The organism is Streptomyces sp. NPDC052396 (assembly GCF_044593195.1).
Taxonomy (GTDB): Bacteria; Actinomycetota; Actinomycetes; order Streptomycetales; family Streptomycetaceae; genus Streptomyces.
On the sequence record NZ_JBIUAW010000001.1, the window covers coordinates 948792 to 967810 of the forward strand.

Here is a 19019-nt window from a genome sequence, read left to right on the forward strand (position 1 = left end):
CCATGGAAAATCCCGGGCCGCCCAGGGGATTGCCTGCGGACTCCAACAACGGCAAGCTGCCGAGCCGTTGCACCGATGCCCGTCAGGTGATGCTCCCGAAGGGAAGAAGGGAACCGTCTCGTGCCCCGTAAGCCGTACGCCCTGCTCGCCGCCGCCGCGCTGCTTCCGCTCGGCGCCGCCACACAGGCCGCAGCAGCCACCGCGCCGCCGCCCGCGCAGCCGGCCGCCTGCACCTATACGCCCGCCGTCCCCGCGGACAACTTCAAGGGGATACCGGTCTTCGACCCGGTCAAGGCCGCCAGACCCTACAGAGCCACGCTGCGCACCAACCAGGGCGCCATCACCTTCCGGGCGCTGACCGACAAGGCGCCGTGCACCACCTATTCGTTCAAGTTCCTGGCGCAGCACGCGTATTTCAACCACACGCACTGCCACCGGCTCACCACCAAGGGCATCTTTGTGCTGCAGTGCGGTGACCCGACCGGCACCGGGAGCGGTGGTCCCGGTTACTCCTTCCCGGACGAGAATCTGGCCGGAGCCACCTATCCCGCCGGGACGGTGGCGATGGCCAACGCCGGGCCCAACACCAATGGCAGCCAGTTCTTCTTTGTCTGGAAGGACACCAAACTCCCGCCCGCCTACACGCCGTTCGGGAAGGTGACCGGCGGCCTCAAGGTGCTGCAGAAGATCGCGGCAGGCGGCGAGGACGACCAGAACGGGCCCGGTGACGGGTTCCCCACGCTATCGGTCAACATCAAGCGCGTACATCTCACGGCCGGTTAGCCGCGGCTCCGCCGCGTTCGCCACCAGGCGCCGGGCGAGCTCCGGTGCGCCGGCCCAGTGGAGGTGGAGGTAGGAGGCGTGGACGCCGCCCTGGGTGAAGCCCTCGACGGCGCGTTGGGGGTGGGTCACGCCCCAGGCGGGGGACGGGCCCGCGCCGGGGGTGGTCACCGTGCGGTGGAACTCATGGCCGCGTACCCGGGTCCCGGCCAGGGCAAGGGAGTTGTCGGTGAGGGCCACCGCCTCGCGGTAGCCGAGGGTGAGGCGTTCGGACATCCGCGCGTCGGCGTCCAGGACGCCGCACATCGGCTTGCCGTCCAGTGAGCGGGCGAGGTAGAGCAGGCCCGCGCACTCGGCGACCAGGGGCGCCCCGCTTGCCGCGAGCTCCGAAATCGCCGTGCGCAGCGGCTCGTTGGCGGACAGTTCCGGGGCGTACACCTCGGGGAAGCCGCCGCCGATGACCAGGCCGGAGGTGCCGGGGGGCAGGGATTCATCGTGCAGAGGGTCGAAGGGGACCACCTGCGCGCCCGCCGCCGTCAGCAGCTCGGTGTGCTCGGCGTAGGAGAAGGTGAACGCGGGGCCGCCGGCCATGGCGATCACGGGGGAGCCGGGGACCGCGGCGGAGGGGGGTGGCTCCCAGGCCGGGCCCGGCAGCGGCGGTGTGCTGCGGGCCAGGGCCAGCAGGGCGTCCAGGTCGCAGCTGGCGCGTACCTGTTCGGCCTGTGCCTCGACCGAGTCCAGTGCGTCCGTGCGCCGTTCGGCGACCGGGACCAGGCCCAGGTGGCGGCTGGGGACGCTGATCGCCGGGGCCCGGCGCAGTACGCCCAGCACCGGCACCCCCGACTCGCCCAGGGCCTCGCGCAGCAAAGCCTCATGGCGGTCGGAGCCGACCTTGTTGAGGATGACGCCCGCGACCCGTACCTCCGGGTCCCAGGAGGCGAAGCCATGCACCAGGGCCGCCACCGAACGGGACTGCGAGGAGGCGTCCACCACCAGGACCACGGGGGCCCGCAGCAGTTTGGCGACATGGGCGGTGGACGCCAGCTCGCCCTGGCCACTGGCACCGTCGAAGAGGCCCATCACGCCTTCGACGATGGCGAGATCGCAGCCCGCCGCGCCATGGAGGAAGAGGGGGGCGATGCGGTCCGGGCCGCAGAGGTAGGCGTCCAGGTTGCGGCCCGGAAGGCCGGTGGCCAGGGCGTGGTAGCCCGGGTCGATGTAGTCGGGACCGACCTTGTGCGGGGAGACGGTCAGCCCGGCGTCCGTGAAGGCCCGCATCAGGCCGGTGGCGACGGTGGTCTTGCCGCTGCCGGAGGCCGGGGCGGCGATGACCAGGCGGGGTACGTGCGTCACCACTCGATGCCCCGCTGGCCCTTCTGGCCGGTGTCCATGGGGTGCTTGACCTTGCTCATATCGGTGACCAGATCGGCGAACTCCACCAGCTTCTCCGGGGCGTTGCGGCCGGTGATCACCACATGCTGGGTGCCGGGGCGGTCACGGAGGACGGAGACCACCTCGTCCGTGTCGATCCAGCCCCAGTGCAGGGGGTAGGCGAACTCGTCCAGTACATAGAGGCGGTAGGACTCGGCCGCCAGGTCCCGCTTGACCTGCTCCCAGCCCTCGCGCGCCGCCTCCTCGCTGGAGGCGATGTCCCGCTGCACCCAGGACCAGCCCTCGCCCATCTTGTGCCAGGCGACCGTGCCGCCCTCACCGGAGTCGCCCAGGACGCGCAGCGCGCGCTCCTCGCCGACCCGCCACTTGGCGGACTTGACGAACTGGAACACCCCGATCGGCCAGCCCTGGTTCCAGGCGCGCAGCGCCAGGCCGAAGGCGGCGGTGGACTTGCCCTTGCCGACGCCGGTGTGTACGAACACCAGCGGGCGGTTGCGGCGTTGGCGGGTGGTGAGCCCGTCCTCGGGTACCACCAGCGGCTGTCCCTTGGGCATCAGGCGGCCCTCCTGTCTGCGCGAACGGTCCGTACCAGCGCGGAGACGTTCTCCGCGCGCACATCATCGAGGGTCACCACGGGGCCGCGCAGCTCGCGGCCCAGTTCGGCGGCCAGGCCCAGGCGTACCGGCCCGGACTCGCAGTCCACCACGACCGAGGCGATGCCCTGTCCGGCCAGCAGCCGGGCCGCGTGCCGTGCCCGGGGCAGTGGTTCCACGCCGCCGGTGGCCCGGCCGTCGGTGACCACCACCAGCAGCGGACGGCGCGAGGGGTCGCGCAGCCGCTCCACCCGCAGCACCTCATGCGCCTGGAGCAGGCCGGCGGCGAGCGGGGTGCGGCCCCCGGTGGGCAGTTGGCGCAGCCGGGCCGCGCCGGCGTCCACCGAGGAGGTGGGCGGCAGGGCCACCTCGGCGGCGGTGCCCCGGAAGGTGATCATCCCGATCTTGTCGCGGCGCTGGTAGGCGTCCAGCAGGAGGGAGAGCACCGCGCCCTTGACGGCGCTCATCCGCTTGCGGGCCGCCATGGAGCCGGAGGCGTCCACCAGGAAGAGGACAAGGTTGCCCTCGCGGCCCTCGCGGACCGCCTCGCGCAGGTCGTCGCGGCGGACGACCAGGCCGGGGCCGGAGCGGCCACGGGCGCGCTGGTGCGGGGCGGCGGCCTGGACGGTGGCGGCCAAGTGCAGCCGGGACAGGTGGCCTTGGGGGCGGCGGGCGCCGGTGGTGCGGCCGTGCGCGGTACGGGCACGGGAACGGCGTCCGGCGGCGCCGTCGCCCAGGCCGGGGACGTCGAATTTGCGGGTGCGGAAGGGGTCGGTGGGGGACACGGGTGGGGCGTCGGAGGCGGCGCCGGCCGGCTGTGCCTGCGGCTGCTCGCCGGCGGCGTCGGGGGCGGTGGCGTCCTGCCCGGCGGTGGAGTCCTCGCGCTGGGGCGGCAGTTGGCCGGCGGGGTCGTTGGTGTCCCGGTGGTGCGGGGGCTGTCCGCCGCCGGGGCCATTGGGGTCGTCGGGACCGTCGGGGCCCGGGCCGTCGGGATCCGGGCCGTTGGGATCCGGGTTGTCCGGGCCGGGATCCTGCGGCTCCGGGTCGTCCTCGTCCTCCTCGAACCGGCTGAGGATCTCGTCCAGTTTGGCCTGGTCGAGGCCGGGGGCATCGAAGGGGTTGCGCCGGCGGCGGTGGGGGAGCGAGAGCAGGGCCGCCTGGCGAATGTCCTCGGTGGTCACCTCGGTGCGGCCGGCCCAGGCGGCCAGGGCGGTGGCGGTACGGGCGGTGACGATGTCGCCGCGCATGCCGTCGACATCGAAGCCCGCGCAGACGGCGGCGATCCGGCGCAGGGCGCCATCGCCGAGCCGTACATCCGGCAGCAGGGCGCGGGCGGCGGCGATGCGCTCGCGCAACGCCTCTTCCTCGGCGGCCCACTTGGCGGCGAAGGCGGCCGGGTCCTCGTCATAGGCGAGACGGCGGCGGACGACCTCCACCCGCTCCTCCGGCTCACGGGAGGCGGCGACCTCCACGGTGAGGCCGAAGCGGTCGAGGAGTTGGGGGCGGAGTTCGCCCTCCTCGGGGTTCATGGTGCCGACGAGGAGGAAGCGGGCGGAGTGGCGGACAGAGACGCCTTCGCGTTCCACATGGGCGGCGCCCATGGCGGCCGCGTCGAGCAAGGAGTCGATGAGGTGGTCGCCGAGAAGGTTGACCTCGTCCACATAGAGCACGCCCCGGTGGGCGTCGGCCAGCAGGCCGGGTTCAAATGCCTTGACGCCCTCGGCAAGGGCGCGCTCGATGTCCAGGGAGCCGACGAGCCGGTCCTCGGAGGTACCGACGGGGAGTTCGACCATGCGGGCCGCTCGCGCGGTGCGTTCCGGGGCGGGGTGCGGGCCGTCCGGGCAGGCCGCGTCCGGTGCCGATGGATCGCAGGCGAACCGGCACCCGGCGACCACGTCGATCTCCGGCAGCAGCGCCGAGAGGGCTCGTACGGCCGTGGATTTCGCGGTGCCTTTCTCGCCACGGACGAGCACTCCGCCGATGGCGGGGGAGACGGCGTTGAGCAGGAGGCCCAGCCGCATGTCGTCCATGGCGACGATGGCGGTGAAGGGGTAGGTGGCGGTGGGCATGGGGTGGGTTCCTCCCTGGGTTTCGCGGTCGGGTGCGGGCCGGTGGCCGGGTTGTGCCCACTCGTGCCGCATGGGCGGCACGACTGCTCACAACCCCGCCGTTACGGCGCCCCGGGGGGTATGAAGGGGGCACCCACCGGCATCCCCTTCTCGATCAGGGTGAGCAAGGCCTCCGTATCCGCGTGCTCTTCGATCAGATCGCCCAGCCGGTCCAACTGCTCCTCGCGCAGGGCCGCGAAGCCGGTGTCCGGGGCGGGGACGAAGGAGCGGCCCGCCTGCCGGGCCACCTCGCGCAGGAACGCGCGGCGGAAGCCGTCGCTCTCCAGGGAGCCGTGCCAGTGGGTGCCCCAGACGGAGCCGACCCGGCAGCCGTCCAGGAAGGTTTCCCCGCCCAGGACTTCGGCCACCCCATGGTGGATCTCGTAGCCCTCCACCGGCTCGCCGAGGGCCGAACCCACCGGGCGGGCCAGGGTCTTGGCGGGGGCGAAGCGGATCCGTACCGGCAGCAGGCCCAGGCCCTCGACCACGCCGGCCCTGGACTCCACCTCGTCCTCGATGCGTTCGCCCAGTACCTGGAAGCCGCCGCAGATGCCGAGCACGGGGCGGCCCTCGGCGGCGCGGCGGGCCAGGGCGCCGGCGAGGCCGCGTTCGCGGAGCCAGGCCAGGGCCCGTACGGTGCCCCGGGTGCCGGGTATGACGGCCAGGTCGGCGTCGGCCAGTTCCTCGGGGCGGTCCACAAACCGTACGACCACGCCCGGTTCGGCGGCCAGCGCGTCCACATCGGTGAAGTTGGACATCAGGGGGATGGCGCAGACGGCCACCCGGAGGATGTCCCGGCCGTGCGGCGGGGCGACCACGGACTCGCGTACCGCGCCGCGCAGGGAGACCCGGAGTCCGTCCTCCTCGTCGATGCCCAGGCCATGGGCGAAGGGCAGCACCCCGAGGGTGGGGCGGCCGGTGAGATCGCGCAGCATCTCCAGGCCGGGCTCGAGGAGGGTCACATCGCCGCGGAACTTATTGACCAGATAGCCCGCGATCAGCGCCTGGTCCTCGCGGGAGAGCAGGGCGGTGGTGCCGAAGAAGGAGGCGAAGACGCCGCCGCGGTCGATGTCGCCGACCACCACCACCGGCAGCCGGGCGGCCCGGGCGATGCCCATATTGACGATGTCGCTGCGGCGCAGGTTGATCTCGGCAGGGCTGCCGGCGCCCTCGCAGATCACCGCGTCATGGGTGCGGCGCAGTTCGGCCAGGCACTCGGTGACGGTGCCGAACAGCTGCTCCTGGCGCCCGGCATGGTAGCCGCGGGCGCTCAACTCGCCCACCGGCTTGCCCATCAGCACCACCTGGCTGCTGCGGTCACTGCCGGGCTTGAGGAGCACCGGGTTCATCAGCGCCGAGGGCTCCACACGGGCGGCCGCGGCCTGCATCGCCTGGGCGCGGCCTATCTCGGCGCCGTCCCGGGTGACAAAGGAGTTCAGCGACATGTTCTGCGCCTTGAAGGGCGCCACCTTGATGCCCTTGCGGACCAGCCAGCGGCAGATGCCGGCGGTCACCACGCTCTTGCCCGCGTCCGAGGTGGTGCCCGCCACCAGCAGGCCCCCGCCCAACTCAGCCACGGTTCCTCCTCGTTGTGGTCCGCCGCATGGCCCGCGGTGCGGCCTTCCGCAGCAAACTGCCCATTCCCCGGCCGGATATGGCGGTGACCAGGGCCAGCGCCGACACCCGGCGGGAGAGCCGGACGGCGCGTTCGATGTCGGGGACGGCGACCGGGCGGTTCTCCGCGCCCAGCACCGGCCGGTGTTCCACCCGGCCCGCATAGGCCAGGGTGCCGCCCAGGCGGACGCCCAGGGCGCCCGCGAACGCGGCTTCCACCGGGCCCGCGTTGGGGCTGGGGTGGCTTCCGGCGTCGCGCCGGGCGATCCGCCAGGCGCCGCGCGGGTCGGGTCCGGCGAGTACGGCCAGGGCGGCGGTGAGCCGGGAGCCCGGCCAGCCGGCCAGGTCGTCCAGCCGGGCGGAGGCCCAGCCGAAGCGGCGGTAACGCGGCGACTTGTGGCCGACCATGGCGTCCAGGGTGTTGACGGCGCGGAAGGCGGCCAGGCCGGGGGCGCCGGCGAGGGCGCCCCAGACCAGGGCGCCGACCACCGCGTCGGAGGTGTTCTCGGCCACCGACTCCACCACGGCGCGGGCGATCTGGGCCTCGTCCAGGTACTGGGGGTCGCGGCCGCACAGGTGGGGCAGGCGGGCCCGGGCGGCGGCCAGGTCGCCGGCCTGGAGGGCCTGGCCGATGGCGCGGGCCTCCCGGCCCAGCGAGGTGCCGCCGATCACGGCCCAGGTGGTGGCGGCGGTCAGCGCGACGGAGGCGGGGCGCCGGTCGTGTACGGCGCGGGCCAGCAGGGCGGCGGCCAGGGTGGTGCCACCGGCACAGACCAGGGTGTGCAGGGCTCCGGCGGCGCGGTCGTCGCGCCACAGACGGCGTTCGACGGTGAGCGCGGCGCGGCCGAAGGCGGCCACCGGGTGGCCTCGGCGCGGGTCGCCGAAGGCGAGGTCGCCGAGGAAACCGAGGGTCGCGCCGCAGGCGAAGGTGAGGGGGTCGGCGCGCATGGGTCAGCCGGTGATGCTCCGGCGGAACAGGGGTGCGCTGGGCAAGGGACGGCTGCGGCCGGGCATGGCGGTGTGTCCTCACTCAGGGTCCGCGCCCTGGCTCGACGTGACCGGCGACGAGAGTTCCTGGCTTCCGGGGAGCGACTCCCCGGTGACAGTGGCGGGACCGCGCCGGATTCTCACCGGCTTCCTCTGGGCTGTCGCCGTTTGGCCTCGGCAGTCCACCACGGGGAGTTGGGGGGCGTCAACTTCGTACGGGCCCCGCGCGGGCCGGGGTTGGGCACCTGGTCACGGCAACGGCGAAGCCCCCGGCGGAAGCCGGGGGCCGGGGAGTGAGCGCCGGAGGTTACTTGCCGACGATCGTGAAGATGCCGTAGGCGACGGCGGCCGCGCAGAGCGCGTAGCAGGCGTAGGCGCCGGCGCGGGCGGCCGTGCTCCGGGAGGAGCCGGAGGTGCCCACGATGCCGAGGGTGAAGACGCCCACCAGTCCGACGGTCATCACCAGGCTGACGCCGAAGACCTGCGCGAAGGCGATCCAGTCGATGTGCATGAACGATTCCTTCAGCTGGCGGCCGCGGCCGGCTCGACTACGGGGGTGGCGATCGGGCCCGCCGGGGGAGGGGCGACGGCCTGCATGGCGGTGGTCACCACGCCGGCGGGCTCGGCCGGGGCCGGCTCGGTGACATTGGCGTGGGTGACCGGCTTGCGGCGGGAGGCCATCCAGATGGCGCCGCTGACGGCCAGGCCCAGGACGGCGACCGTGGCCACGCCCCAGCCGCCCTGGTCGGCCAGCAGGGCCGCGCCGCCGGCCACCAGGCCGGCCGCGGGCAGGGTCAGGCACCAGGCGATGACCATGCGGCCGGCGGTGGACCAGCGCACCACGCCGCCCTTGCGGCCCATGCCGGCGCCCATCACGGCACCGGAGCAGACCTGGGTGGTGGAGAGCGCGAAGCCGATGTGCGAGGAGGCCAGGATCACCGTGGCGGCACCGGTCTGGGCGGCGAAGCCCTGGGCCGGGCGGATGTCGGTGAGGCCCTTGCCGAGGGTCTGGATGATCCGCCAGCCGCCCAGGTAGGTGCCCAGGGCGATGGCCAGACCGGCCGAGACGATCACCCACAGCGGCGGGTTGGAGTGCGGGGCGATGACACCGCCGGTGACCAGCGCCAGGGTGATCACACCCATGGTCTTCTGGGCGTCGTTGGTGCCATGGGCCAGCGAGACCAGGGCGGCCGAGGCGATCTGCCCGGCGCGGTAGCCCTTGGCGGTCTCCTGCTCGTCGCGGCCCCGGGACAGCCGGTAGGTCAGCCGGGTGGCGGCCCAGGCGGCGGCGCCGGCCACGATCGGGGCGGCCACGGCCGGGATGATCACCTTCATCACGATGGCATCACCGTGGACGCCGTGCGTACCGACCGAGACCAGCGTGGCACCGATCAGGCCGCCGAAGAGCGCGTGCGAGGAGCTGGAGGGCAGGCCCGCCAGCCAGGTCAGCAGGTTCCAGACGATGGCACCGACCAGTCCGGCGAAAATCACCTCTGGTCTGACGCCCGCCTTCTCGTCGATGATGCCCCCGGAGATCGTCTTGGCGACCTCCACGGAGAGGAAGGCGCCGACGAGGTTGAGCGCCGCCGACATGGCCACCGCGACCTTGGGCTTCAGGGCCCCGGTGGAGATGGTGGTGGCCATCGCGTTGGCCGTGTCGTGGAAGCCGTTCGTAAAGTCGAACACCAAGGCCGTGACGATCACGATCCCGATGAGAAGCGTGATGTGTTCCATTCACCCAGGCAATCAGTCCGGTGGTCAGTACGCGGCGACCGTAAGGAGCCAGGGTGAACGGAAGGTGAACTGAGACGGGCTCGACGATGACGCGAACCGGAGGTGGGTCCCGATGAGGGGTGGCACGGAAGATCCGGACGTTCGGGCGCGATGGGCGGAAGTGCTGGCCACGGCCCGTCGCACCGCCGCCGAGGGGCTGGTGGTGGGCACCTCCGGCAATGTCTCGGCCCGCCTGGGCGACGTGGTCCTTGTCACGCCCAGCGGGGTGCCCTACGACCGGCTCGGCCCGGGGGACATCACCGGCGTCGGCCTGGACGGCCGTCAGGTGCTGGGCACCCTGGCCCCGACCAGCGAGCTGCCGCTGCACCTGGCCGTCTACCGGGCCACCGACGCGGCCGCCGTGGTGCACACCCACGCGGTGCACGCCACCGCCGTCTCCACCCTGGTCGAGGAGGTGCCGCTCGTCCACTACATGGCGGGCGCCCTCGGCGGCCCGGTACGGGTCGCCCCCTACGCCCTGTACGGCAGCGAGGAACTGGCGGCCGGCGCGCTGCGGGCGCTGGACGGGCGGACCGGCTGCCTGCTGGCCAACCACGGGATGCTGACCTACGGCGCCGGGCTGGACCAGGCCTACGACCGCACCGCCCAGCTGGAATGGATGTGCCGGGTCTGGCTCACCGCCGCCGCGGTGCCCGGCCGCACCCCGGCCCTGCTCACCCCGGCCCGGCTGGCGGCCGCCACCGAGAAGCTGCGCGGCTACGGGCAACGACGGGACTGAGCCGCGCGGGCCATTCATGGCCCGTGCGGGCCGCCCGCGAGCCGCGCGGGTCACCCGCCCGCCGCCACCCGGGTGGCCGCATCCGGCCGCCGCGCCGAGACTGGAAGCGATGCTCCTGCGCAAGGCGGCCACGACCGCAGCGACCGTGGTGGGTGCCGGGGCGGCCGTACTGGCCGCCGGGCGGTACGCGGGTGACGCCGCCCTCAGGGTTCCCCCGGACCGTCCGCTGCCCGGCGAGGAGCGCTGCACCGTGCACGCCGCCGACACGGCCACCGTCACCCTCTCCCGTACCGCCGCCTCGGTGCGCCCCGGCACCTACGCCCTGATCGGCAAGGACCTGCACGCCATCGTCGGCCCGCCGGTCGCCGAGGTGGCGCACCCGCCCGACCGGGTGGTCCGGCACCTGGAACGTGTGCCGCACGGCGGGCTCGAGCACGGCGCCAAGGTCTGGTTCAGCCCCCAGCTGTACCCGGGCAACCCGCGCGACGCGCTGGGCCTGGACCACGCCGAGGTACGCGTCGAGGGCGAACTGGGACCGCTGCCCGCCTGGTTCCTGCCCGGCCCCCGGGACACCTGGGTGATCGCCGTGCACGGCCTGGGCACCACCCGGCGGCACCCCATGGTGGTGCTGCCCTTCCTGCACCGGATGCGGCTGCCGGTACTGGCCCCCGCGCTGCGCGGTGACCCCGGCGCCCCGCCCGCCCTGGACGGCATCAACCGGCTGGGCGCCGAGGAGTGGCACGATCTGGACGCCGCCATCGGGCACGCGGTGCGCAACGGCGCCCGGCGGGTGGTGCTGCACGGCTGGTCCACCGGCGCCACCATGGCCCTGCTGGCCGCCCTGGACTCCCCGCTCAGCCACCGGGTCAGCGGCCTGGTGCTGGACTCACCGGTGCTCGACTGGCAGGCCACCCTGCGCGCCCTGGCCCGGCACCGGGTGCCCAGGATGCTGGTGCCCTATGCGGTGCGGGCTGCCCGGCACCGGGCCGGCCTGGACCCCGGCCTCCTGCTCAGGGCGGGCGAACCCGACAGGCTGTCCGTACCCACCCTGATCCTGCACGGCCCGGACGACGCCTTCGCCCCCTGGGAACGCTCCCGCGAACTCGCCGAGCTCCGGCCCGATCTGGTCACCCTGCGCTCGTTCCGGGAGGCTCCGCACGCGGCGGCCTGGAACGCCGACCCGCACCGCTACGAGGAGGCGCTGCGCCGCTTCCTCACCCCGCTGATGTAGCGCCGGGCACGCCCGGTGGGCGGTGAGGCGGAGGTTCCGCTACCGGCCCGTACCGCCTCCCGCGTCCCTGGCCTGCGCGGCCATCACCCCACGGCGTCAACCCGGTTCGCGGGCAAGGCGACCGGCCGGCCCGGCTGCATCGTCCATTCCGATTGGGTTTTCGGAGCGTGAACGGCAAGACTGCTCTTGTGACGTCCCGTACTCCGCGCGACTCCCGGCTCAGACTCGTCCCCCGACAGCCGATCGCCGCCGCCCGCAGGGCCGTGGCGAACCGCGGCACCCGACCGGTTCCCCGACCGCCGGCCGGCATCGCTCCCCGCCCGGAACTCGCCCGGCAGGCCAGAGCCCACCTCACCGGCACGGTCCGGCTGGCCCGCTGGGCGGCCGAGGAGTGCGAGCCCGGCCTCGCGCCCGTCATCCTCGGCGCCCAGGCGGTCGAACAGGCCGCCGCCGCCCTGCGGATGACGGCCCACCAGGTGCGCGCCGAATGGGACCGGGCCCGGCTGGCCGGACTGCTGGAGCTGCACGAGGGCACCGCCCGGCCCGGCTGGCGGCTCACCGCCTGGGACCGCGACGACAGCGCGGTGCTGCGCGGCTGGGTCGCCCTCTTCGACGCCTGGTCCCTGGTGCTGCCCGAACCGGCCGGCACCGACCCCGCGATCGCCGCCGAAGTGGTGGAGGCGGCCCCCCAACTGCTGTCCGTGATGCACCTGTCGGCCGGCCCGGTTCCGGTGCCCATGCTGCTGGACCTGCTCCAGCAGCGGGTGGCCGAGATCCGCGCCGAGCGCTGCGAGATCCCCTATGACGGACCGTCCGCCGTGCCCGCCGGCCCGGCCGTGCCACCCGCCGCCGGCCCCGACCCGCTGGCCGGGCTGCTGAACTGGGCCCTGGCCGGCCTCGCCTCGGTGGGCGCGCTCAAGACGCACGGTCATGACGGGAGCGCCCAGGCCCAGTTGACGCCGCTGGGCAACTGGGCGGTATGGGTCAAGCTGGAGCAGATCTGTGTGGCCGCCCAGAGCCCGGCCGGCCATATCGAGCTGTCCGCCGAGGCCATGCTGCGCGGCTGCGCCGACCTCACCCCCGGCCCGGCCCGCGCCGAGTACCGGGCCTGGCTCGCCGCCCGCCCGGTACGCAGCGCGGTGGCCGAGCTGCTGGAGGCCGCCCGCGGCGATGACGCGCTGGTGCGCGGCCTGGCCTTCGAGGCGCTGCGCGCGGTGGGCGGACCCGCCGAGGGCGCGGTGCGGGCCACCGTGGAGGAGCCCTGCCTGCGGCCGTACGCCCTGCTCTGGCTGGCCGAGCAGCAGGGGCACGACCCCGAGGAGACCGCCGAGGTGCTCACCCGCGAGGAGGCGACCTGGCTCTGGGTGGACACCGCGGCCGCCGTCGCCGACCACGGGGAGAGCCGGCTGCTGGTCCGCCACCTGGACTCGGCGGTCCAGGGCACGGTGCCCGGCCTGCTGGAGGAGGTACGGGCGGTGGGCCACCCGCGCACCGTGCAGGTGCTGGTGGCGCTGGCCGCCGCCCACCCCGACCCGGCGCTGGCCAAGGCGGTCCGCCGGGCCGCCTTCCAGGTGCACCGGGGCGGCAGCTGACCGGCCCCCGGCCCGGGGATCAGATGCTGGTCTCCGGGCCGGACGGGGCGTAGGTGCCGAAGGTCCACACATTGCCCTCCAGATCGCGGGCCATGTAGTCGCGGGAGCCGTAATCCTGGTCGGCGGGCTCGGCCAGGATCTCCGCGCCATGCTCCCGGGCCCGGGCGAAGTGCGCGTCCACGTCCTCCACCACCACATAGATCCCGGCCGGGCCGCCGCTGCCCATCGCCTCCACAAAGGCGCCCGCGCGGTCCGCCGAGCCCAGCATCACCATGCCGTTGCCATGGATCAGCTCGGCGTGCAGGACGGTGCCGTCCTCGCTCTCGTAGTACGCGGACTGGGTGAAGCCAAAGGCCGTGATCAGCTGTTTGAGGGCGGCCTTGGCGTCCCGGTACAGCAGGGCCGGACAGACGGCCGGCCTGGCCACGGTCATCCCCGAGGTCGTATCCGGCATGACGCCCACCTCTCCCGGTCTCCCGGTGCTTGTCGCACCCCGTCCGGCACCGCCTCCGTCCCGAGTACCCGCGGCCGTCCCCGGAAATCCGCTTGCATCACCCCGGTAGAATCGTCTCCATGGCTTCTCTCCTCGCGGATTAGACGGCGCCGCCCGCCCGCCCACCGGCGCGCGCGGCCGTACCCAGGCCTCCGTCCCACCGCCGTCCACCCTGCTCAGGAGTAGTTCCCTTGATCACCGCCTCCGGCATCGAGCTGCGCGCCGGCGCACGCGTCCTCATCGAGTCCGCCAGCTTCCGCATCGCCAAGGGCGACCGCATCGGCCTGGTGGGCCGCAACGGCGCCGGCAAGACCACCCTCACCAAGTGCCTGGCGGGCGAGGGCATGCCGGCCGCGGGCACCATCGCCCGTTCCGGTGAGGTCGGCTACCTCCCGCAGGACCCGCGCACCGGTGACCTGGACGTGCTCGCCCGCGACCGCGTCCTCTCCGCCCGCGGCCTGGACTCGGTGCTGCGCAAGATGCGCGAGAACGAGGACCGGATGGCCAATGGCAAGGGCGCCACCCGCGAGAAGGCGATGAAGAAGTACGAGCGCCTGGAGACCGAGTTCCTCACCAAGGGCGGCTACGCCGCCGAGGCCGAGGCGGCCACCATCGCCGCCAGCCTGGGTCTGCCCGACCGCATCCTCACCCAGCCGCTGCACACCCTCTCCGGCGGCCAGCGCCGCCGGGTGGAGCTGGCCCGGATCCTGTTCTCGGACGCCGACACCCTGCTGCTGGACGAGCCCACCAACCACCTGGACGCCGACTCCATCGCCTGGCTGCGCGACTACCTCAGGACCTACCGCGGCGGCTTTGTGGTGATCTCCCACGATGTCGACCTGGTGGAGACGGTCGTCAACAAGGTCTTCTACCTGGACGCCAACCGCTCGGTGATCGACGTCTACAACATGGGCTGGAAGCTCTACCAGCAGCAGCGCGAGGCCGACGAGAAGCGCCGCAAGCGGGAGCGGCAGAACGCCGAGAAGAAGGCCGCGGCACTCAACGCCCAGGCCGACAAGATGCGGGCCAAGGCCACCAAGACCGTGGCCGCCCAGAACATGGCCCGCCGCGCCGAGCGCCTGCTGTCCGGCCTGGAGGCCGCGCGCGCCTCCGACAAGGTGGCCAAGCTACGCTTCCCCGATCCCGCGCCCTGCGGCAAGACCCCGCTGATGGCCGAGGGCCTGTCCAAGTCCTATGGCTCGCTGGAGATCTTCACCGACGTGGACCTGGCCATCGACCGGGGCTCCCGGGTGGTCATCCTGGGCCTCAACGGCGCGGGCAAGACCACCCTGCTGCGCCTGCTGGCCGGCACCGAGAAGCCGGACACCGGCCAGGTCACCCCGGGCCACGGCCTCAAGCTGGGCTACTACGCCCAGGAGCACGAGACCCTGGACCCCGACCGCACGGTCCTGGAGAACATGCGCTCCGCCGCCCCCGACCTTGACCTGGTCGAGGTCCGCAAGGTGCTGGGCTCCTTCCTGTTCTCCGGCGACGACGTGGACAAGCCGGCCGGAGTGCTCTCCGGTGGTGAGAAGACCCGGCTGGCCCTGGCCACCCTGGTGGTCTCCTCGGCCAATGTGCTGCTCCTGGACGAGCCCACCAACAACCTGGACCCGGCCAGCCGCGAGGAGATCCTCTCCGCGCTGCGCACCTTCACCGGCGCGGTGGTGCTGGTGACCCACGACGAGGGCGCCGTGGAGGCGCTGGAGCCGGAGCGGATCATCCTGCTGCCGGACGGCGTCGAGGACCTGTGGGGCCCGGACTACGCGGACCTGGTCAGCCTCGCCTGAGGGTCTGCCTGATCACCCGCTGGTCACCCATTGATCACCCGGTCCGGATCATTCGGCCGATGCGTGATCCTTCATCTGAGTGAGGACGGCTCATCCCCCGGTGTGGTGCCGCGCTCCGGCGCGCGCACCGGCCCCGGCCCGGGCCGGCCGGCCGCCCCGCGCTCCCCGCGCTACCCCTGACCTGCCGATTCAAGGCGCAACCCGGACGGCCGTACGGACCGGAACGGGCGGAATCGGTTGTTCCGGGCGCCCTTCTCGGCCTCCCGCCCGGAAACCTTCTGTTATCGACCTTGCCGAATGGGTGGCCAGGATCCCGGCTAGGGGTGATCATGAGAGACAAGAGGCGCATCTCCCATGAGGAGGCACGGGTGGCTGAGACTCTGAAAAAGGGCAGCCGGGTGACCGGCGCCGCGCGCGAGAAGCTCGCGGCAGACCTGAAGAAGAAGTACGACGCCGGTGCGAGCATCAGGGCGTTGGCCGAAGAGACCGGCCGCTCCTATGGCTTCGTTCACCGGATGCTCAGCGAATCCGGCGTGATCCTGCGGGGTCGCGGCGGAGCTACGCGCGGCAAGAAGGCCGCCTCGGTCTGAGCCGCGCACCGTCCGGGCAGCGAACGTGGGCAGTGCCACCCGGTCGGCCGAGCAGTCGGCCGGGTGGTTACTGTGCAGTCAACCAACTGCGACTGCAGCCGAATTCGGAGGCTTCCCATGACCGGCCCCAAGGCCCTGCTCGACCAGGACGGCGTACGGCTCACCGTCGATGACGCGGTCGCCACCATTACCCTCACCAACCCCGCGAAGCGCAATGCCCAGTCGCCCGCCCTGTGGCGGGCCCTGGTCGAGGCCGGGCGGCAGCTTCCGGGCAGCGTGCGGGTGGTGGTGCTGCGCGGCGAGGGCAAGTCCTTCTCCGCCGGGCTGGACCGGCAGGCGTTCACGCCCGAGGGCTTCGAGGGTGAGCCGTCCTTTATCGACCTGGCCCGTGGCTCGGATGCCGACCTGGACGCCGAAATCGCCCGCTACCAGGAGGCGTTCACCTGGTGGCGGCGCAATGACATCGTCTCCATAGCCGCCGTGCAGGGGCATGCCATCGGGGCCGGCTTCCAGCTCGCCCTCGGCTGCGACCTGCGGGTGTGCGCGGACGATGTGCAGTTCGCGATGCGCGAGACCAGCCTGGGACTGGTGCCCGACCTCGGCGGCACCCAGCCGCTGGTCCAACTGGTCGGCTATGCCCGTGCCTTGGAGATCTGCGCCACCGGGCGCTTTGTCCACGCCGCCGAGGCCGAGCTGATCGGGCTGGCCAATGTGGTCGTTCCGGCCGCCGAACTCGCCGGTGCGGTCGAGGACTTGACCGCGGCCCTGCTGGCCGCCCCGCGGAACGCGGTGGTCGAGACCAAGGCGCTGCTGCGTGGTGCGGTGGGCCGCACCTATGAGGAACAGCGCGCCGCCGAGCGGGGCGCGCAGGCGCGCCGGCTGCGGGATCTGGCGGGCGTGGGGGAGTAGGCGTTGCCCCCTTGGGGGCGCGCTGTGCGGTGCCCACCGGGCCGCGGCCGGCGGCGATACGGCGTCTGCCGATGACCCTGCCGTCCGGCTGCGGGCTGTGGGTGGTTGATCGCGCAGTTCCCCGCGCCCCTTAGAGGAGCTAACAGAATGGGCGGGTGACCCATGTCCCTGGGTTGGCATGGTCGTTGACCTGATGTGAGTAAGAGCGGGCCGCCGTGGCTGGTGTCGGATGACCTGTGGGAGCGCGTTGCACCGTTGTTGCCGGTTCGCCGACGCCGTCTGCGTCATACCGGGCGTCTCCCGCTCGACGACCGTAAGTGCCTGCAGGGGATCCTGTTCGTGCTCCATACCGGCATTCAGTGGGAGTGGCTCCCTCAGGAACTCGGTTTCGGTTCCGGCATGACCTGTTGGCGCCGGCTGCGGGACTGGAACGAGGCCGGCGTCTGGGACGGCCTCCACCGGGTGTTGCTCACCGAGCTGCACCGGGCCGGGAAGCTGGACTGGTCAAGGGCGGTGATCGACGGCTCGCACCGCAGGGCCCTGAGGGGCGGCCCAAAACTGGTCCGAGCCCGGTCGACCGTGCCCGACCGGGCTCCAAGCACCACGTGATCACCGACGCGCACGGCACCCCCCTGGCCATCACCCTCACCGCAGGAAACCGGAACGACATCACCCAGCTGCTGCCCCTGCTCGACGCGATCCCTCACATCAGAGGACGTACAGGCCGGCCCCGTCACCGCCCCCGGCAACTGTTTGCCGACCGGGGCTACGACTTCGACAAGTACCGCAGACTGCTGTGGAAGCGAGGCATCAAGCCTGTCATCGCCCGCCGCGGCGTCGCCCATGGCTCTGGACTGGGCGTCGTCCGCTGGGTCGTGGAGCGCACGAATGCTTGGATCCACGGCTTCCGCCGCCTCCGCATCCGATGGGAGATCCGCGACGATATCCACGAAGCCTTCCTCAAACTCGCCTGCTGCCTGATCACCTACAGACGAGTCAAGACATTCTGTTAGGCCCTCTTAGGGGGCGCCCGTCGATGTGACTACTACCGCCACCGTGCGCACCGGGCCACCGGTCAGCGCTCGTCGTACCGCCAGGGCCACATCCAGGGCCCGGAAGCCGTCCGCGACAGCGATCTGCACCTGGCGGTGGCCCTCGTCCGCCGGGGCGATGCCCAGGACCGGGGCCAGGCCGGAGACGCCCGGGATGGATGGCGCCGGGCCCGGCTTCCTGGGAGGCCCCGCGTGGGGGGAAGGCTCCGGGGCGCCGTCCAGCAGGCCGGTCACCCGGAGGTCCACCGCCTCGACCGCCAGCCCCAGCCCTTCCCGGGCCGCCGCCAGCAGCCGCACCCGCAGCCGCTCGGCGGCCGGCCGGAGCGGCTGGTCGCCCGAGGCCGTCAGCTCGGCCTCGATCCGCAGCCGCCCCGGCGGCAGGGCGCTGGGCGGAGGCGGCACCACAGGGGCGTGCGTCCCGCCCGGCCGCGCCGGGGAGAGCCGCAGCGCCCCCAGCCGGACACCCGGCACCGACGCCGCCGCCCGGCGCAGCGCATCGGCGGCCGCCGCCTCGGTGATCCACGCTCCGTCCGCCGCGCCGCCCAGCGGCAGCAGCCTGCCCAGGGCGAGTTGCCGCCGTACCGCCGCCGCCAGCGAGTCCGCATCCATGCCACCAGCCTGCCGCAGTCAAGCCCGCGACGATCTGCGTAGCAGCCCCTAAGGTGGACAAAAGGACCGGTGAACGACTTTCCCTTCCCTTGGACGCTTCCCTGGAAGAGAGGCGATCGACGATGACCGACAATCCGGCAGGCACCGATACCCCGGCCAAGGAACCGCAGGTCGCACCGGCTGAACGGGGCCGGACCACCATCGCCGACGGGGTCGTGGAGAAGATCGCCGGGATGGCCGCCCGCGATGTGATGGGCGTCCATGCCATGGGCGGCGGCCTGGCCCGTACCTTCGGCGCGGTACGCGACCGGGTGCCCGGCGGCGGCAAGTCCGTCGCCCGGGGAGTGAAGGCGGAGGTCGGCGAGGTACAGACCGCGCTCGACCTGGAGATCGTGGTGGAGTACGGCGTGGCCATCGCGGATGTGGCCCGCGCGGTGCGGGAGAACGTCATCGCGGCGGTGGAGCGGATGACCGGCCTGGAGGTCGTGGAGGTCAACATCGCGGTGAGCGATGTGAAACTGCCCGATGAGGAAGAGGAAGAGACGACGCCGAGGATTCAGTGATGAGCATGGCCGTGGCCGGCATGATCGCCGGTATGGCGCTCGGATTCGCCGGGTACTTCGGCGGCTTCGGGGCCTTTCTGCTGGTGGCGGCGTTGGGTGCCGTCGGGTTTGTGGCCGGCCGGTTCCTGGACGGGGACCTTGAGCCGGGCGACTTCTTCCGGCCGCGCGAGAGGGACCGCGAGCGTGACGGACGGCGGAGGTAGG

General features: G+C 73.0%; 19 protein-coding genes and 1 riboswitch. Of the genes, 10 read left to right on the forward strand and 9 right to left on the reverse strand.

Annotation, left to right across the window (positions count from 1 at the left end; translation table 11 throughout):
- Positions 1 to 120 precede the first annotated feature (120 nt).
- Positions 121 to 783: a peptidylprolyl isomerase gene (locus ACIHFE_RS04635; RefSeq protein WP_400104293.1), complete on the forward strand. Its 663-nt coding sequence runs from the start codon at positions 121 to 123 to the stop codon at positions 781 to 783.
- On the opposite strand, the gene ACIHFE_RS04640 is transcribed toward ACIHFE_RS04635, so the two are convergent.
- From ACIHFE_RS04640 to ACIHFE_RS04670, 7 genes are all read right to left on the reverse strand, one after another.
- Positions 742 to 2133 (reverse strand): cobyrinate a,c-diamide synthase, encoded by a 1392-nt coding sequence (locus ACIHFE_RS04640; protein WP_400104294.1) that lies wholly within the window; start codon positions 2131 to 2133, stop codon positions 742 to 744. The genes ACIHFE_RS04635 and ACIHFE_RS04640 overlap by 42 nt on opposite strands.
- Positions 2130 to 2726, reverse strand: a complete 597-nt coding sequence (gene cobO, locus ACIHFE_RS04645) for a cob(I)yrinic acid a,c-diamide adenosyltransferase (protein ID WP_400104295.1) — start codon at positions 2724 to 2726, stop codon at positions 2130 to 2132. Before cobO ends, ACIHFE_RS04640 begins: the two co-directional genes overlap by 4 nt.
- The gene (locus ACIHFE_RS04650) at positions 2726 to 4834 is read right to left on the reverse strand and encodes a putative cobaltochelatase (RefSeq protein WP_400104296.1); all 2109 of its coding nucleotides are present in this window, start codon (positions 4832 to 4834) and stop codon (positions 2726 to 2728) included. The genes cobO and ACIHFE_RS04650 overlap by 1 nt, the downstream gene beginning before the upstream one ends.
- 101 nt (positions 4835 to 4935) lie before the next feature.
- Positions 4936 to 6441 (reverse strand): cobyric acid synthase, encoded by a 1506-nt coding sequence (locus ACIHFE_RS04655; RefSeq protein WP_400104413.1) that lies wholly within the window; start codon positions 6439 to 6441, stop codon positions 4936 to 4938.
- Between the two features lies 1 nt (position 6442).
- A complete protein-coding gene (locus ACIHFE_RS04660; protein ID WP_400104297.1) occupies positions 6443 to 7435 on the reverse strand; it encodes a cobalamin biosynthesis protein in 993 nt (330 codons plus the stop codon).
- A 120-nt stretch (positions 7436 to 7555) separates the two neighbouring features.
- A riboswitch (cobalamin riboswitch) is annotated at positions 7556 to 7629 on the reverse strand.
- A gap of 152 nt (positions 7630 to 7781) precedes the next feature.
- The gene (locus ACIHFE_RS04665) at positions 7782 to 7985 is read right to left on the reverse strand and encodes a hypothetical protein (protein WP_400104298.1); all 204 of its coding nucleotides are present in this window, start codon (positions 7983 to 7985) and stop codon (positions 7782 to 7784) included.
- Positions 7986 to 7996: 11 nt separating this feature from the next.
- Positions 7997 to 9208 carry an anion permease gene (locus ACIHFE_RS04670; RefSeq protein WP_400104299.1) on the reverse strand — a complete coding sequence of 404 codons (1212 nt, stop codon included), beginning with the start codon at positions 9206 to 9208 and terminating at the stop codon, positions 7997 to 7999.
- A 112-nt stretch (positions 9209 to 9320) separates the two neighbouring features.
- Between ACIHFE_RS04670 and ACIHFE_RS04675 the strand changes: the two genes are divergently transcribed.
- The 3 genes from ACIHFE_RS04675 to ACIHFE_RS04685 all read left to right on the forward strand — a co-directional run bounded on the left by ACIHFE_RS04675 (position 9321) and on the right by ACIHFE_RS04685 (position 12809).
- Positions 9321 to 9986 carry a class II aldolase/adducin family protein gene (locus ACIHFE_RS04675; RefSeq protein WP_400104300.1) on the forward strand — a complete coding sequence of 222 codons (666 nt, stop codon included), beginning with the start codon at positions 9321 to 9323 and terminating at the stop codon, positions 9984 to 9986.
- A 109-nt stretch (positions 9987 to 10095) separates the two neighbouring features.
- The gene (locus tag ACIHFE_RS04680; RefSeq protein ID WP_400104301.1) at positions 10096 to 11217 is read left to right on the forward strand and encodes an alpha/beta hydrolase family protein; all 1122 of its coding nucleotides are present in this window, start codon (positions 10096 to 10098) and stop codon (positions 11215 to 11217) included.
- Between the two features lie 188 nt (positions 11218 to 11405).
- Positions 11406 to 12809, forward strand: a complete 1404-nt coding sequence (locus tag ACIHFE_RS04685; protein WP_400104302.1) for a hypothetical protein — start codon at positions 11406 to 11408, stop codon at positions 12807 to 12809.
- Between the two features lie 19 nt (positions 12810 to 12828).
- On the opposite strand, the gene ACIHFE_RS04690 is transcribed toward ACIHFE_RS04685, so the two are convergent.
- Complete coding sequence (locus ACIHFE_RS04690) at positions 12829 to 13263, reverse strand: VOC family protein (RefSeq protein WP_400104303.1); 435 nt, start codon at positions 13261 to 13263, stop codon at positions 12829 to 12831.
- A 230-nt stretch (positions 13264 to 13493) separates the two neighbouring features.
- On the opposite strand from ACIHFE_RS04690, the gene ACIHFE_RS04695 reads away from it, so the two are divergent.
- From ACIHFE_RS04695 to ACIHFE_RS04710, 4 genes are all read left to right on the forward strand, one after another.
- Entirely contained in the window at positions 13494 to 15092 is a 1599-nt protein-coding gene (locus tag ACIHFE_RS04695) for an ABC-F family ATP-binding cassette domain-containing protein (protein ID WP_400104304.1), read from the forward strand.
- A 368-nt stretch (positions 15093 to 15460) separates the two neighbouring features.
- Complete coding sequence (locus ACIHFE_RS04700; RefSeq protein WP_018541244.1) at positions 15461 to 15682, forward strand: helix-turn-helix domain-containing protein; 222 nt, start codon at positions 15461 to 15463, stop codon at positions 15680 to 15682.
- Positions 15683 to 15799: 117 nt separating this feature from the next.
- Complete coding sequence (locus tag ACIHFE_RS04705; RefSeq protein WP_400104305.1) at positions 15800 to 16591, forward strand: enoyl-CoA hydratase/isomerase family protein; 792 nt, start codon at positions 15800 to 15802, stop codon at positions 16589 to 16591.
- Between the two features lie 219 nt (positions 16592 to 16810).
- Positions 16811 to 17604 (forward strand): IS5 family transposase gene (locus tag ACIHFE_RS04710; protein ID WP_400104414.1). Its coding sequence is split into 2 segments (ribosomal slippage): positions 16811 to 17147 and positions 17147 to 17604, totalling 795 coding nucleotides; the frame shifts between segments, so codons are not numbered across the junction.
- Positions 17605 to 17610: 6 nt separating this feature from the next.
- Here ACIHFE_RS04710 and ACIHFE_RS04715 read toward each other — a convergent pair.
- Positions 17611 to 18252 (reverse strand): hypothetical protein, encoded by a 642-nt coding sequence (locus ACIHFE_RS04715; RefSeq protein WP_400104306.1) that lies wholly within the window; start codon positions 18250 to 18252, stop codon positions 17611 to 17613.
- A 122-nt stretch (positions 18253 to 18374) separates the two neighbouring features.
- Here ACIHFE_RS04715 and ACIHFE_RS04720 point away from each other — a divergent pair, with 122 nt between their 5' ends.
- Together ACIHFE_RS04720 and ACIHFE_RS04725 are read left to right on the forward strand one after the other, a co-directional pair.
- Positions 18375 to 18815, forward strand: a complete 441-nt coding sequence (locus ACIHFE_RS04720; protein WP_400104307.1) for an Asp23/Gls24 family envelope stress response protein — start codon at positions 18375 to 18377, stop codon at positions 18813 to 18815.
- Positions 18815 to 19018: a hypothetical protein gene (locus ACIHFE_RS04725; protein WP_400104308.1), complete on the forward strand. Its 204-nt coding sequence runs from the start codon at positions 18815 to 18817 to the stop codon at positions 19016 to 19018. Before ACIHFE_RS04720 ends, ACIHFE_RS04725 begins: the two co-directional genes overlap by 1 nt.
- The last annotated feature ends 1 nt before the right edge of the window (position 19019 follow it).

Coding starts and splice junctions, on each gene's coding strand:
- ACIHFE_RS04715 (WP_400104306.1), bottom strand. CDS start 18,252: ATGGATGCGGACTCGCTGGCGGCGGCGGTACGGCGGCAACTCGCCCTG.
- cobO (WP_400104295.1), bottom strand. CDS start 2,726: ATGCCCAAGGGACAGCCGCTGGTGGTACCCGAGGACGGGCTCACCACC.
- ACIHFE_RS04660 (WP_400104297.1), bottom strand. CDS start 7,435: ATGCGCGCCGACCCCCTCACCTTCGCCTGCGGCGCGACCCTCGGTTTC.
- ACIHFE_RS04725 (WP_400104308.1), top strand. CDS start 18,815: ATGAGCATGGCCGTGGCCGGCATGATCGCCGGTATGGCGCTCGGATTC.
- ACIHFE_RS04705 (WP_400104305.1), top strand. CDS start 15,800: ATGACCGGCCCCAAGGCCCTGCTCGACCAGGACGGCGTACGGCTCACC.
- ACIHFE_RS04665 (WP_400104298.1), bottom strand. CDS start 7,985: ATGCACATCGACTGGATCGCCTTCGCGCAGGTCTTCGGCGTCAGCCTG.
- ACIHFE_RS04670 (WP_400104299.1), bottom strand. CDS start 9,208: ATGGAACACATCACGCTTCTCATCGGGATCGTGATCGTCACGGCCTTG.
- ACIHFE_RS04680 (WP_400104301.1), top strand. CDS start 10,096: ATGCTCCTGCGCAAGGCGGCCACGACCGCAGCGACCGTGGTGGGTGCC.
- ACIHFE_RS04720 (WP_400104307.1), top strand. CDS start 18,375: ATGACCGACAATCCGGCAGGCACCGATACCCCGGCCAAGGAACCGCAG.
- ACIHFE_RS04690 (WP_400104303.1), bottom strand. CDS start 13,263: ATGCCGGATACGACCTCGGGGATGACCGTGGCCAGGCCGGCCGTCTGT.
- ACIHFE_RS04675 (WP_400104300.1), top strand. CDS start 9,321: ATGAGGGGTGGCACGGAAGATCCGGACGTTCGGGCGCGATGGGCGGAA.
- ACIHFE_RS04650 (WP_400104296.1), bottom strand. CDS start 4,834: ATGCCCACCGCCACCTACCCCTTCACCGCCATCGTCGCCATGGACGAC.